Annotated in this window: 16 protein-coding genes; 2 read left to right on the forward strand and 14 right to left on the reverse strand. The window is 71.7% G+C overall.

Annotated features, from left to right (window positions below; all coding sequences use genetic code 11):
- Positions 1-43 precede the first annotated feature (43 nt).
- The 3 genes from ACWGI6_RS33970 to ACWGI6_RS33980 all read right to left on the reverse strand — a co-directional run bounded on the left by ACWGI6_RS33970 (position 44) and on the right by ACWGI6_RS33980 (position 2,246).
- On the reverse strand, positions 44-475 hold the full coding sequence (locus ACWGI6_RS33970; protein WP_393907684.1) for an ankyrin repeat domain-containing protein: 432 nt from the start codon (positions 473-475) through the stop codon (positions 44-46).
- A gap of 153 nt (positions 476-628) precedes the next feature.
- On the reverse strand, positions 629-1,648 hold the full coding sequence (locus ACWGI6_RS33975; RefSeq protein ID WP_453271065.1) for an asparaginase: 1,020 nt from the start codon (positions 1,646-1,648) through the stop codon (positions 629-631).
- 52 nt (positions 1,649-1,700) lie between these two features.
- Positions 1,701-2,246, reverse strand: coding sequence for an RsiG family protein (locus ACWGI6_RS33980; protein WP_453271066.1), 546 nt, complete (start codon positions 2,244-2,246; stop codon positions 1,701-1,703).
- 370 nt (positions 2,247-2,616) lie between these two features.
- Between ACWGI6_RS33980 and dtd the strand changes: the two genes are divergently transcribed.
- Positions 2,617-3,042 (forward strand): D-aminoacyl-tRNA deacylase, encoded by a 426-nt coding sequence (gene dtd, locus ACWGI6_RS33985; RefSeq protein ID WP_453271067.1) that lies wholly within the window; start codon positions 2,617-2,619, stop codon positions 3,040-3,042.
- Between the two features lie 70 nt (positions 3,043-3,112).
- On the opposite strand, the gene ygfZ is transcribed toward dtd, so the two are convergent.
- The 6 genes from ygfZ to ACWGI6_RS34015 form a co-directional block, all read right to left on the reverse strand.
- The gene (gene ygfZ / locus ACWGI6_RS33990; protein ID WP_453271068.1) at positions 3,113-4,123 is read right to left on the reverse strand and encodes a CAF17-like 4Fe-4S cluster assembly/insertion protein YgfZ; all 1,011 of its coding nucleotides are present in this window, start codon (positions 4,121-4,123) and stop codon (positions 3,113-3,115) included.
- 31 nt (positions 4,124-4,154) lie between these two features.
- Complete coding sequence (locus tag ACWGI6_RS33995; RefSeq protein ID WP_393907679.1) at positions 4,155-4,592, reverse strand: Fur family transcriptional regulator; 438 nt, start codon at positions 4,590-4,592, stop codon at positions 4,155-4,157.
- A 47-nt stretch (positions 4,593-4,639) separates the two neighbouring features.
- Positions 4,640-5,674, reverse strand: coding sequence for an ABC transporter substrate-binding protein (locus ACWGI6_RS34000; protein ID WP_453271069.1), 1,035 nt, complete (start codon positions 5,672-5,674; stop codon positions 4,640-4,642).
- A gap of 10 nt (positions 5,675-5,684) precedes the next feature.
- The gene (locus ACWGI6_RS34005) at positions 5,685-6,524 is read right to left on the reverse strand and encodes an ABC transporter ATP-binding protein (protein WP_453271070.1); all 840 of its coding nucleotides are present in this window, start codon (positions 6,522-6,524) and stop codon (positions 5,685-5,687) included.
- Positions 6,524-7,618, reverse strand: a complete 1,095-nt coding sequence (locus tag ACWGI6_RS34010; protein WP_453271071.1) for a FecCD family ABC transporter permease — start codon at positions 7,616-7,618, stop codon at positions 6,524-6,526. The genes ACWGI6_RS34005 and ACWGI6_RS34010 overlap by 1 nt, the downstream gene beginning before the upstream one ends.
- 240 nt (positions 7,619-7,858) lie before the next feature.
- Positions 7,859-8,446, reverse strand: coding sequence for an FABP family protein (locus ACWGI6_RS34015; RefSeq protein WP_393907677.1), 588 nt, complete (start codon positions 8,444-8,446; stop codon positions 7,859-7,861).
- Positions 8,447-8,760: 314 nt separating this feature from the next.
- On the opposite strand from ACWGI6_RS34015, the gene ACWGI6_RS34020 reads away from it, so the two are divergent.
- On the forward strand, positions 8,761-9,126 hold the full coding sequence (locus tag ACWGI6_RS34020) for a DsrE family protein (RefSeq protein ID WP_393907676.1): 366 nt from the start codon (positions 8,761-8,763) through the stop codon (positions 9,124-9,126).
- A gap of 22 nt (positions 9,127-9,148) precedes the next feature.
- Here ACWGI6_RS34020 and ACWGI6_RS34025 read toward each other — a convergent pair whose 3' ends face one another.
- The 5 genes from ACWGI6_RS34025 to ACWGI6_RS34045 form a co-directional block, all read right to left on the reverse strand.
- Entirely contained in the window at positions 9,149-9,436 is a 288-nt protein-coding gene (locus tag ACWGI6_RS34025; protein ID WP_030085403.1) for a DUF3099 domain-containing protein, read from the reverse strand.
- A gap of 175 nt (positions 9,437-9,611) precedes the next feature.
- The gene (locus ACWGI6_RS34030) at positions 9,612-9,899 is read right to left on the reverse strand and encodes a DUF1416 domain-containing protein (protein WP_030085405.1); all 288 of its coding nucleotides are present in this window, start codon (positions 9,897-9,899) and stop codon (positions 9,612-9,614) included.
- A 40-nt stretch (positions 9,900-9,939) separates the two neighbouring features.
- Entirely contained in the window at positions 9,940-10,785 is an 846-nt protein-coding gene (locus tag ACWGI6_RS34035; protein WP_453271072.1) for a sulfurtransferase, read from the reverse strand.
- Positions 10,786-10,951: 166 nt separating this feature from the next.
- Positions 10,952-11,059, reverse strand: coding sequence for a putative leader peptide (locus ACWGI6_RS34040; RefSeq protein ID WP_350252853.1), 108 nt, complete (start codon positions 11,057-11,059; stop codon positions 10,952-10,954).
- A 225-nt stretch (positions 11,060-11,284) separates the two neighbouring features.
- Positions 11,285-11,986, reverse strand: a complete 702-nt coding sequence (locus ACWGI6_RS34045) for an LmeA family phospholipid-binding protein (protein WP_453271073.1) — start codon at positions 11,984-11,986, stop codon at positions 11,285-11,287.
- Positions 11,987-12,128 lie beyond the last annotated feature (142 nt).

Consider the following 12,128-nt stretch of genomic DNA (forward strand, 5'->3'; position numbering starts at 1 on the left):
TCGGGGCCCCGGCCACCGGCCGGCTACCGGGCCGGCTGCCGGGTCACTCTGCCCCGAACAGCTTCAGCAGCTCCGCCTTCTCGAACATCCGGGCCGTGTCGATGGCTGAGGGCGTGCCCGCCGTCGGGTCCGCGCCGTGGGCCACCAGGACCTTGATGACCTCGTCCTCGGCCTTGAAGACCGCGCCGGCCAGCGGCGTCTGACCGCGGTCGTTGGGGCGGTCGGCGTCGGCACCGCGCTGCAACAGCGCCTCCACGGTGGCGGGATGACCGTGGTACGCCGCCAGCATCACGAGCGAATCGCCCTTGTCGTTCGTCAGGTTGGCGGGGACGCCCGCGTCCACGTACGCCGCGACGGTGTCGGTGTCGCCGTGCCGCGCCAGGTCGAACACCTTGGCCGCGAGCTGCAGTACCTCGGGGTCGTGCGCGTGCTCGATCGCCTCGGGCCCCTGCGGCTCGGAATTAGCGTCGCTCATGGTCGCCGGCCTCCTGCTGTGGTGGGTGGTACGTGCGTGCACTGTGTCCTCGCCACCTTATGCAGGTCACCGCCGTGGGGGCAGCGGGCGCGGGGGCACGCCGTGCGGTGGCGCCGGCCCCGCGCCCCCGGCCGCGCCGGCCGGGCCCCGCCCTCAGAACGCCGCGCGGATCTCCCCCACCCGCGCGCCGCCGCCGAGGAGCGGGGCGTCCGCGAGGCGGGTCAGGACGGGGGCGTCGATGTCCATGAGGCGCAGGGTGCGGGCGAGGACCGGGCCGAGGGTGCGGGTGGCGCCGTCGTCGATCTTGAAGGCGAGGGCGCGGCCGTCGGGGAGGGCCAGGGCCTGGACGGCCTCGGCGCCCATCTTGGCGAGGGTGCCAGGGAGGGCCTGCATCAGCCAGGTGTCGGGGCGGCGGGTGCCGGCGACGTACTCCGGGTGGGCGCGCATCGCGTCCGCGACCCGCCGCTCGGGGGTGCCGGGCTCCGCCATGACGAAGTACCGGAAGGCGCGGGCCAGTCCCGTCAGCGAGAGGGAGAGCAGCGGCGCGCCGCAGCCGTCCGTGCCGACGTGCGCGACCTCCTCGCCGCTCGCGGTGCGGACGCCGTCGGCCACCAACTGCTGCAGCGGGTGAGCCTGGTCGAGGTACGAGGCGAGCGGCCAGCCGTTGAGCGCGGAGGCGGCCAGCATCGCGGTGTGCTTGCCCGAGCAGTTCATCGTGAGGCGGTCGCGGCCCCGGCCCGAGGCGAGGTACGCCTCCGCCTCCTCGGGGTCCAGCGGCAGATCCGCCGGCGTCTGCAGATCGTCGGCGGTCAGACCGTGCTCGGCCAGCATGGTCCGTACGAGATCGAGGTGGAAGGCCTCGCCGGAGTGGCTGGCGGCGGCCAGCGCCAGCCGCTCGCCGGAGAGGTCCAGGCCCGCCCGCAGCACGGCCGCGGCCTGCATCGGCTTGTTCGTGGAGCGGGGGAAGACCGGGGTGGTCACCTCGCCCAGTGACCACTCCACGCTGCCGTCCGCCGCGAGCACCACCAGGGAGCCGCGGTGCCGGCCCTCGACGAAGCCGGAGCGGACGACCTCGGCGAGGACGGGGGAAGCGGGAGCAGGTGCCCTCACCGCGGAGCCCGGGGACGCGGCGGCTTCCGGGATCGGTGCGGATATCGGAGTGGGCGAGGTCATCGGCGGCCTTCCGGGGGAGTGACCCGTTGCCCCCCGGAGGCTTGTGGCCCGGTCAGGACAGCAGGTCGTCTACTTGCGCTTCGCCTTCACGGTACCTGCGGGCGATTTCGGCACTGCAATCGTCGGTGGTGCGCTGCAGTGACTGACGGCGACGTGACACCTGCTGTTCGTAGCGGATCAGCCGGCTCATGGCGTCCTGCAGTTCCTGGTCCGTCCGCGCGGTGAGGTCGGACAGCTCCACCTCGCCGAGCATCTCCTCGGCGAGCCTGCGGTACTCCTCGCTGTGCGGAGTGCCGACCGTCACATGCCGTGCCGAGGAGCGGTGCCGTGACGGCAGGTCCGTCAGGATCTCCGGCAGCCGGTCGAGCAGGGGGGAGTGCTGCGCGGAACGGCGGGCGATCTCGGCGCGCAGAATGTCGATCCGGCCCTGCAACAGCCGTCGCAGATAGCTGAGATCGGCCTCTTCCTGCTGCGAGTCGCGCCGCACCACCCGCAGCTCGGGCAGCCCCAGACCGGACAGCTCGGGCGTCATGGCCGGACGGCAGGGGTCGCGCTGCTGCGGGGGGCGGGGATGCTGCGCCTGGCCTGCCTGGAGCATGGGGCCGTCCTCGGTGCCGGGGGGCTCGACGCGAGCCGTTGCCGTGGTCGTCGTCAGGGCGCTGGGGGGTGGTGGGGTGGTGGGGGCCGGAGCTGCGGTGTCTGTCGTGGGGGCGGTTGAGGTCGTCCGACCGGTCGGTGTCGTACGGGCGGTTGGTACGGGACCGGGTGTCTGTCCGGCGCCGAGAGTGCTCATGGGTCGTTCCGTCCCCTCGTCCGGTGCCGCTTCCTGGGCATGTTGTCCATGAAACGCACCACGTGCACGCATCGTGCCACTCTGGGCGGTCCTTCTGCAGGGCCATGGCACCCGAACGGCCCCTGTAGGGGCACGGCTGTCCGAAGGCGGTGGGGCGCCCGGCATGATGGCGGGTATGCGAGCTGTGGTGCAAAGGGTTGACGGCGCACGCGTCGAGGTGGCGGGCGAGACGGTCGGGGAGATCGTCGGTGAGGGGCTGTGCGTGCTGGTGGGGGTCACGCACGAGGACACCCCGCAGAAGGCGGCGCAGCTGGCCCGCAAGCTGTGGTCGGTGCGGATTCTGCAGGGCGAGAAGTCCTGCTCGGACACCGCGGCGCCGCTGCTGGTGATCAGCCAGTTCACTCTCTACGGTGACGCCCGCAAGGGGCGCCGCCCCACCTGGAACGCGGCGGCCCCGGGACCGGTCGCCGAGCCGCTGGTCGACGAGGTCGTCGCAGAGCTGCGGGAGCTGGGGGCCCATGTGGAGACCGGCCGCTTCGGTGCGGACATGAAGGTGTCGCTGACCAACGACGGGCCGTTCACGGTGCTGGTGGAGGTGTAGGCCCCGCCGCCGGGCACCCCGTGGGCACCCGGCCGGGCCGCCGGGTACCTGGGTGTCGCGGCCTTACGCCTTACGGCGCGACGACGGCCTCCTGCGCCGCGGCCGTGCCGCCCGCCATCAACGGCGCGTCCAGCGGAACATTCCGCTTGACCAGGGCGAGCGCGATCGGGCCGAGCTCGTGGTGGCGGGCCGAGGTGGTGATGAAGCCGAGCTGCCGGCCCTCCTCGCCGTCCGAGGCGAGGCGGACGGGGGTGCCGTGCGGCGGCAGATGGACCTCGCTGCCGTCCAGGTGCAGAAAGACCAGCCGACGCGGCGGCTTGCCCAGGTTGTGGACCCGGGCGACGGTCTCCTGGCCGCGGTAGCAGCCCTTCTCCAGGTGCACGGCGGTGCCGATCCAGCCCAGCTCGTGCGGGATGGTGCGGTGGTCGGTCTCCAGTCCCAGCCGGGGGCGGTGGGCCTCGACGCGCAGCGCCTCCAGCGCCAGGACGCCGATCGCCGGGCCTGCGCCGGGCATCGTGGAGCTCCCCCTGGTGAAACCCTCGGCGAAGGACTCCAGACCGGCCCGCGGCAGGAACAGATCCCGGCCGTGCGCGGTCTCTCGTACGACGGCGCTCCCGGGCGCCTCGGCGATGGAGCCGGCCGGCAGATGGACGACGGCGATCTCGTCCGTGCGGTCGGCGACCTCGACCCGGTAGAAGAACTTCATGCTCTCCAGGTAGGCGATCAGCGCCTCCTGGTTGCCGGGTTCGGTGTGCATCCAGGTCGTCTCGCCGTCGTCGACGAGGTAGACCGCATGCTCGATGTGGCCGTGCGCGGAAAGGATCAGCGCCTCGGTGGCGTGGCCGGGCGCGAGATCGCTGACGTGTTGGGTGAGCAGCAGATGCAGCCAGCTCAGCCGCTCGGGGCCGGTGACGGTGACCACGCCGCGGTGGGAGAGGTCCACGAAGCCGGAGCCGTCGGCGAGGGCGCGCTGCTCACGGAAGAGGTCGCCGTAGTGCGCGGCGACGCCTTCGTCGGGGGCCTCGGCGGGGACGGCGCCGGGCAGCGACAGCAGGGGGCTGGCGGGTGATGGTCGCAGCATGAGGCCAGCCTACGACTCGTCGGCGACTGCTTCAGCCGTCGCCCTCGGCGGCCTTGTCACGGCAGGCCGCACACCGCCCGAAGATCGCGAAATGCTTCATATCCGTCTCGAAGCCGAACTGTTCGCGCAGCTGCGCCGTGAACGGCTCGGCCACCGACAGATCCGCCTCGATGACGTCCGTGCAGTCCCGGCACACCAGGTGGATGTGGTGGTGGCGGTCGGCGAGGTGGTACGTGGGTGCGCCGTGCCCGAGGTGGGCATGGCTGACCAGGCCCAGCTCTTCCAGAAGTTCCAGGGTCCGGTAGACCGTGGAGATGTTCACCCCGCCCGCCGTCTTGCGCACCTCGGTGAGGATGTCGTCAGGGGTGGCGTGCTCCAGCCTGTCCACAGCCTCCAGTACGAGCTGACGCTGCGGGGTCAGGCGGTATCCGCGCCTGCGGAGGTCGCTCTGCCAGTCGGTGGTCACCACACAGCCAGTGTAGGAGAATGGGCGGCGGGTGTGCGTGGGTTGCCGTTTCAGCCGGTCGCCCGTACGCCGCGCAGATAGCGGGCCAGGTCGCTGACGGCGGCGGGGTTGCGGGGGCTCTCGACGAGCTCGGCGTAGTCCATGACGTAGATTCGGTCGTGCTTGACCGCCGAGACGCCGGCGAGCGGGGCGTAGGACTTCAGGAAGGCCTTCTTCTGTGCGGCGGAGGTGTCGCCGTAGTTGTTGATCACGATGACGTCGGGGTCGCGGTCGACGACGGTCTCCCAGCCGACGGTCGTCCAGGAGTCCTTGAGGTCCTTCATGACGTGGTTGCCGCCCGCCTTGGTGATGATGTCGTGCGGTCCGGCGTACTTGCCCGAGGTGAACGGCTTGTCGCGGCCGTCGTCGTAGAGGAAGACGGTGGGGCGTGCGGCGGGTGCGGGGGCCTTGGCCGCGGCGTCGGCCACCTGGCGCCGGTACTTCTTCACCAGGGCCGCGGCACGGTCCTCGACGCCGAAGATCTTTCCGAGTGCCGTCAGGTCGGTGTAGAGCGCCTCCAGGGGCGGCATGACGCCGCGGGCACCGCCGTCCGTGCCGTTGTGGCAGGACTCGGTCAGGACGTAGCTGCCGATGCCGAGCTTCTTGAGGGAGGCGGGGGTCAGGCCGGTGTCCTCGCCGAAGCCGTAGTTCCAGCCCGCGAAGACCAGGTCGGCGCGGGCGTCGAGGGCCATCTCCCTGGTGAGCGCCTTCCTGGAGAGCCGGGGGACCTTGTCGTACGCGGCCTTCCAGGGCAGGCCGTCGAGATCGCCCTGGTCGTCGGGCATGACGTAGCCGGCCATCCGGTTCTCCAGGCCCAGCGCGAACATGATCTCGGTGATGCCGACGTCGTTGGTGACCACCCGGCGGGGGGCCTTGTCGTAGGTGGTGCGGGTGCCGCAGTTCTCGATGGTGACGGGGTAGTGGCCAAAGGCCCCGGCGGGCTGCCGGGCGGCTGCGTCATTTCCGTCGTCGGAGACCTTCGCGCCGCAGCCGGTCAGGGCGAGCGCGAGGGCGAGGACGGTGAGCGGGGCGGTGGGGCGGCGCATGGCGGGGTCCTCAGGAGGCGGCGGCGGGGGTTTCGAGACGGTCGAACAGCAGCTGGACGGCGCCCGATTCGGGATGCCGTACGCGGTGGGCGCGGACGCCGAAGACGTCGGCGAGCAGCTCCGGGGTGAGGACGTCGTGCGGCGGGCCCGCGGCGACGACCCGGCCGCCGGCGAGGACATACAGCTCATCGCAGTGCACGGCGGCCAGGTTGAGGTCGTGCAGCGCTATCAGGACCGTCGGCCGTCCCCCGGATTCCTCCCCCGGACTCCGTCCGGGAGGTGCCCCCAGTGCGGTGTCCCCCGCCCTGACCAGCGCCAGCACCTCCAACTGCTGGGCGATGTCCAGGTGGTTGGTCGGCTCGTCGAGGACCAGCACCTGCGGGTCCTGGGCCAGCGCGCGGGCGATCAGCACCCGCTGTTTCTCGCCGCCGGACAGGCTGAGGAAGCCGCGCCCGGCCAGCTGGTCCGCGCCGACCCGGGCCAGCGCCCGCGCGCACCGTGCGGTGTCCTCGGCGCTCGCCCGGCCCGCCCCGCGCTGATGCGGCAGCCGCCCCATCGCGACGACCTCGGCCACGGTGAAGTCGAACTCCGTACTGGTCTCCTGGGGCAGCGCGGCCAGCAGCCGGGCGCCCTCGCGCGCGTCCATGGCGTGCAGGTCCGCGCCGTCCAGCCGTACGGTCCCGGCGGCCGGGCGCAGCGCGCGGTAGACACAGCGCAACAGGGTCGATTTGCCACTGCCGTTGGGGCCGACCAGGCCGACCAGCCGGCCGCTGCCGGCCCGCAGCGTGATGTCGTGGACCAGCCGTTTCCCGGCCACCTCCACGGACACTCCGGTGACGTCGATCCGCATCAGGCGCCGCCTCCGAAGGTATAGCCGCGCCGCCGCATCAGCAGGACGAAGCAGGGCACGCCGATGACGGCGGTGAGCACGCCGACCGGCAGTTCGACGGGCGCCAGCAGCACCCGGGAGAGCAGATCCACCCACACCAGCAGCACCGCGCCGAGCAGCGGTGCGACGGCCAGTACCCGGCGGTGGTCGGCGCCGGCCAGCATCCGGGTCACATGCGGCACCATCAGCCCGACGAAGCCGATCGCGCCGCTGACGGCGACCACCGCGCCGGTGACGGCGGCCGCGACGACGAACAGCTCGCGGCGCAGCCGGTGCGCGTCCACGCCGAGGGCGGCGGCGGTCTCGTCGCCCATCGCCAGTGCATTCAACCGGCCCGCTGACAGCAGCAGATGGGCCAGTGCGGCGGCCACCGCGGCGGCGGCGATCGGTACCGAGCCCCAGCCGGCCCCGCTCAGGCTCCCGAGCAGCCACATCATCGCCGAGCGGGCCGCCTCGCCGCGGTCGGCGGTGAACACCATGAGGGTGGTGACGGCGGAGAAGCCGTAGTACATCGCGGTGCCGGTCAGCACCAGACGCAGCGGGGTGAGCCCGTGGGCGGTGCGGGCGGCCGCGTAGACCAGGGCCATGGCGAGCAGTGCGGAGACGAACGCCGACACCGACAGCGCCCAGACGCCCAGGGCGCCGAGCGCCCCGAAGAGGAGGACGGCGTTGGCGCCGACGGCGGCGCCGGAGGAGATGCCGAGGACGAACGGGTCGGCCAGGGCGTTGCGGACCAGGGCCTGTACGGCGACGCCGATGGCGGAGAGCCCGGCGCCGACGACGGCGGCCAGGACCGCCCGTGGGAAGCGCAGCTCCCAGACGATGGTGTACGCGGAGACCTCGTCCGCCGAGATCGTCCCGCCGGTCAGCCCGGCGCCCAGATAGCGCACCACCTGAGCCCGGCCGAGGCCGGCCGCGCCGAGTCCGGCCCCGCACAGCAGCGAGCCGAGCAGGACGGCCGTGAGGACGGCGATCAGGGGTGGTAGGGGCAGGCGCCGGGGCGGCGCCGGTGCGCCGGTCCCGGCCGTCGTCGGATGCGCGGTGCCAGTCGCCACGGTCGGTCGGCCGCCTCGGGGTCGGGCCGTGTCCGTACGTACCAAGGGGCGGCCCGGGACCGCGCCGGTCCGGTGGCGTCCCCTCGCAGTCCACGGCGAGTTGTGCGGGAAGCTGTGCGCACCACGGGCAATCGGGCTTGCGGAAGGATGCCTTCCGCCCACCGTTGCGGGTCAGCGCCGGACTTCGACCGGCTTCCCCCGCGGGGCGCTGGCGGGGAGAGCGGGGCTCTCCCGTCGTGCTTACGGGTTGTAGGGCGTGCCGTCGGGACGGAAGAAGGACACGCCGTCCGGCACGTCGTCGGGGAGGTTCTCCGCCCACTCCTTGAGGTCGGCGACCTTCTTCAGATGCGCCGACATGTACGGCCGCAGCGGTACGTCCGGGGTGGACTTCTCGCCGACCCACATCAGGTCGCTGTTGACGTAGCCGTAGAGCCGCTTGCCGCCGCTGTACGGGCCGGAGGCGGGGGTGCGGGCGATGGCGTCGGTGGCCAGGTCGATCTGCGGCTTCTGGTCGGCCAGCTCGCCGTACCAGACCTCCACCACGCCCTGGTCACGGCACATCACGATCTCGACCTTGCGGTCCGCGTCGATGCGCCAGAAGCCGCTCTCGCTCTCCAGCGGGCGGACCTTCTTGCCCTCGGCGTCGAGCACCCAGCTGTGCGAGGTGTACTCGAGGAAGTCACGGCCGTCGTGGGTGAAGCTGACCTCCTGCCCGAAGTTGCACTTCTCGGTGCCCGGGAAGTCGGCGACGCCGGCGCCCTCCCAGTTGCCGAGGAGGAAGGCGAGCGGCACCAGGGCCGGGTTCAGGTCGGACGGGATCTCGATCATGAGAGCTCAGACGATCTATGTGGAGGGGAACCGACAGGCGCGCGCGGGGCGCTCCTCAAAAAGCTGGTGGGTGGGGCTGCCACCCGGCGGTAGCCGTGGAGCGACGGCTCAGCGCTGGCCCTGGTACAGCTTCTTCCAGGTCAGACCGGCGAACGCGATCACGCCGATGGCGACCAGAACCAGCAGGGTGGTGAAGAATGCCTCAAGCACGAGCGCGCTCCCTGAACGGAGTGAGGGTGTAACGGACCGCCTGAGAGTCTAGTCGGCGGCGGTGACAACGGCGCTGTGAGGTCCACCGCGCCTACTCTTGCCTCATGGCGAAGAAGCTCGTGATCAAGGTGACGGCGGGTGCGGATGCGCCCGAGCGGTGCTCGCAGGCGTTCACGGTGGCGGCGGTGGCGGTGGCCAGCGGTGTCGAGGTGTCGCTGTGGCTGACCGGGGAGTCCGTGTGGTTCGCGCTCCCCGGGCGGGCGGCGGACTTCGAGCTGCCGCATGCGGCGCCCCTGCCGGAACTGATCGACGGGATCCGCGCCGGCGGCGGCGCGATCACGGTCTGCACCCAGTGCGCGGCCCGGCGCGACATCGAGCAGAAGGATCTGATCGAGGGGGCCGGGATCGCCGGTGCCCAGGTGTTCGTCAGCGAGATCATGCCGGACGACGTACAGGCGCTGGTGTACTGAGGCCCGCGGGCGCCCGGCGCGCCTACTGGGGGTGCTTGTCGTCGCCCCGGTCGTCCAGCTCGCGCCACCAGCGGTCGGACTCCGGGTCGCCGGACTCGTCCCACCAGCGCTCACCGGGCTCCCGGCGGTTGCCGATGATCGCCGCGACCGGCGGAATGACCATGGCGACGACGCACATGCCGACCGCGGCCGGTACCGACCACAGCCGCACCACGCCCCAGGCCAGGACGAACAGCACCAGGCACACGCCCATGAGGACGAAGTACCTGCGATGGCGGCGCTGTACGGGCGACCGGCGGTGCGCGTCCATAAATCCACGGTAAGTCCGCGCGGGGCAGGACAGAAGTCGGCGGGTGAAACGCCGTTCGCGCCCCGGACGGCGCGGAGGGCCGCACCCCGGTCAAGGCGTCCAAACCTCTGGGGTGCGGCCCTCCGGCCGTACGGATCGTGGCGAGGGCCCCTGCGGAGCACGGCCACTCCCGCCGTCAGACAGCGATGGCAACCTCCGCCAGGCCGCCCTGCTGGGCGACGACGGTGCGGTCGGCGGTGCCGCCCGGGACGAGCGCACGCAGCGTCCAGGTGCCCTCGGCCGCGTAGAAGCGGAACTGTCCGGTCGCGGAGGTGGGAACCTCGGCGGTGAACTCACCGGTGCTGTCCAGGAGGCGGACGTAACCGGTGACGGGCTCGCCGTCGCGGGTCACGCTGCCCTGGATCGTGGTCTCACCGGGCTTGATGGTCGAGGCGTCCGGGCCGCCTGCCTGTGCTCCACACATAGGGGTACTTCCTTGAGGGGTTCGGGAGAAGCTTGCTTGCTTACTTGGCGGCGCCGAGTTCGATCGGCACGCCGACCAGCGAGCCGTACTCGGTCCAGGAGCCGTCGTAGTTCTTGACGTTCGGCTGGTCGAGGAGCTCGTGCAGCACGAACCAGGTGAGCGAGGAGCGCTCACCGATGCGGCACAGGGCGATGGTGTCCTTCGACAGGTCGACGCCCTCGTCCTCGTAGAGCGCCTTGAGCTCGGCGTCGGACTTGAAGGTGCCGTCGTCGTTGGCGTTCTTCGACCACGGGATGTTGCGGGAGGTGGGGATGTGCCCCGCCTTCTGCGACTGCTCCTGCGGGAGGTGGGCCGGGGCGAGGAGCTTGCCGGAGAACTCGTCGGGCGAGCGGACGTCGACCAGGTTCAGGTCGCCGATCGCGGCGATGACCTCGTCACGGAAGGCACGGATGGAGCTGTCCTGGGCCTTGGCCCGGTACGCGGTGGCCGGGCGCTCGGGCACCTGCGCACCGTCAACCAGGTCGCGGGAGTCCAGCTCCCACTTCTTGCGGCCGCCGTCGAGCAGCTTGACGTTCTCGTGGCCGTACAGCTTGAAGTACCAGTACGCGTAGGCCGCGAACCAGTTGTTGTTGCCGCCGTAGAGGACGACGGTGTCGTCGTTGCCGATGCCCTTGGCGGAGAGCAGCGCCTCGAATCCGGCCTGGTCGATGAAGTCACGGCGGACCGGGTCCTGGAGGTCCGTCTTCCAGTCGATCCGGACGGCGTTCTTGATGTGGTTCTTGTCGTAGGCCGAGGTGTCCTCGTCAACCTCGACGATCACGACCTTCGGGTCGTCGATGTGGGCCTCGACCCAGTCGGCGTCTACGAGGACGTCGCTACGGCTCATGTTCTTCTCCTCCGGGGCAGTTACGGGGGGCGGTGGCAGATTTCCACGCGGGTACGCCGGGTGCGCGCCGGTGACTTCCGGACGGGGTACCGGGGCGGCGCTGCGCCGGGACGCGTGGGGGCGCGGCCTCGGGGGCCGGCCGGGGAAAGACGGGTGCGGAGGCCCGTCAGACAGGGCGACAGAGCATGGCGGCGACGCGGCACAGGTCTACTGCCCGCCGCTTCGTCAGTACCGCACGTCCCCGCGGACGGAGACCGCTCAATGAGCTCTGCATGGCACCGATCGTAGGGACGCGGGGCGGGGCGTGTCACCGGCGTGTCGAATGGCGAGACGCCTTTGTCCGCGATGTGGGATCGGATGCCGTGGGGCGGGGCGCCCGCGGGCGCCCGGCGGCCGTACGCCGGTGGGGGGTCTGGCGTACGGACTTGGGTGTCTCAGGGATTGGACGATGCGCGGATCGGCCGGCGGGCCGGTGGGGCGGCCCGCCGTGGGCGTCCGGTCAGCCGGGAAGCTTGACGTCCTTGCCGGCGGCGGAGATCGAGAGGCCGTCGGGCATCGCCAGGACCTTCTCCAGCTTCAGGTTGCCGGGCAGCTGGTCCAGCTTCCAGTCGTGGTCGGTCTGGGCGCGCACCTTGGTCTCGCAGCTCGGGACGGCCTTGCACATCGCGGGGAGCCCGTCGGCGCGCAGCCGGACGGTGTTGCCGCCCACGATCGTGATGGAGCCGGTCACGTCCAGCGAGCTGAGGAGCGGGATGTTCGGCGAGATCTTGACCTGGCTGCGGCCGTCCTTCTGACCGCCGTAGGTGATCTTGACGCCGCCGCCCGCCGCCTTCGTCAGGTCGGCGTAGTTGATCCGGGCGTTGCCGGTGGCCGTGGCGGCGCTCTCGATGGAGGTGTAGTCGCTGGTCAGCGTGACGTCGTGGAACTGCGCCGACAGCTGGTCGACGCGCAGGGCGCGCCCCTCGGCGCGGGCCTCGATGCCCCCGAGCTCGGCGTCCACCTCCTGGAGGCTGCGGCCGGCGACCTGGGTCAGGAACGGGAAGCCCTTGATCGAGACCTCCGGGGTCTTGTCGAGCCCCTGGCTGCTGCGGATCTTGTCCGCGGCCATGTCCTCGGCGAGATTCACCGCCACCCGGTCGGCGGCCACGAACAGCCCGCCGAATATGACGATGACGATCAACAGCACACGAAGTGCACGCATCGAACCACTTCCCCCACACCTGGGCCGGATCCCGGCCGCATCCCTGCAGGCCCCCTGCCTGCGCTTCCGGGGGAGCCTAGACGACGCGGTCCGGGAAACGGGAGCGGCGGCCGCCGGAAGGCGCCAGGTGCGCTTCCGGCGG

The sequence above is a fragment of the Streptomyces sp. NPDC054786 genome, from assembly GCF_053611685.1.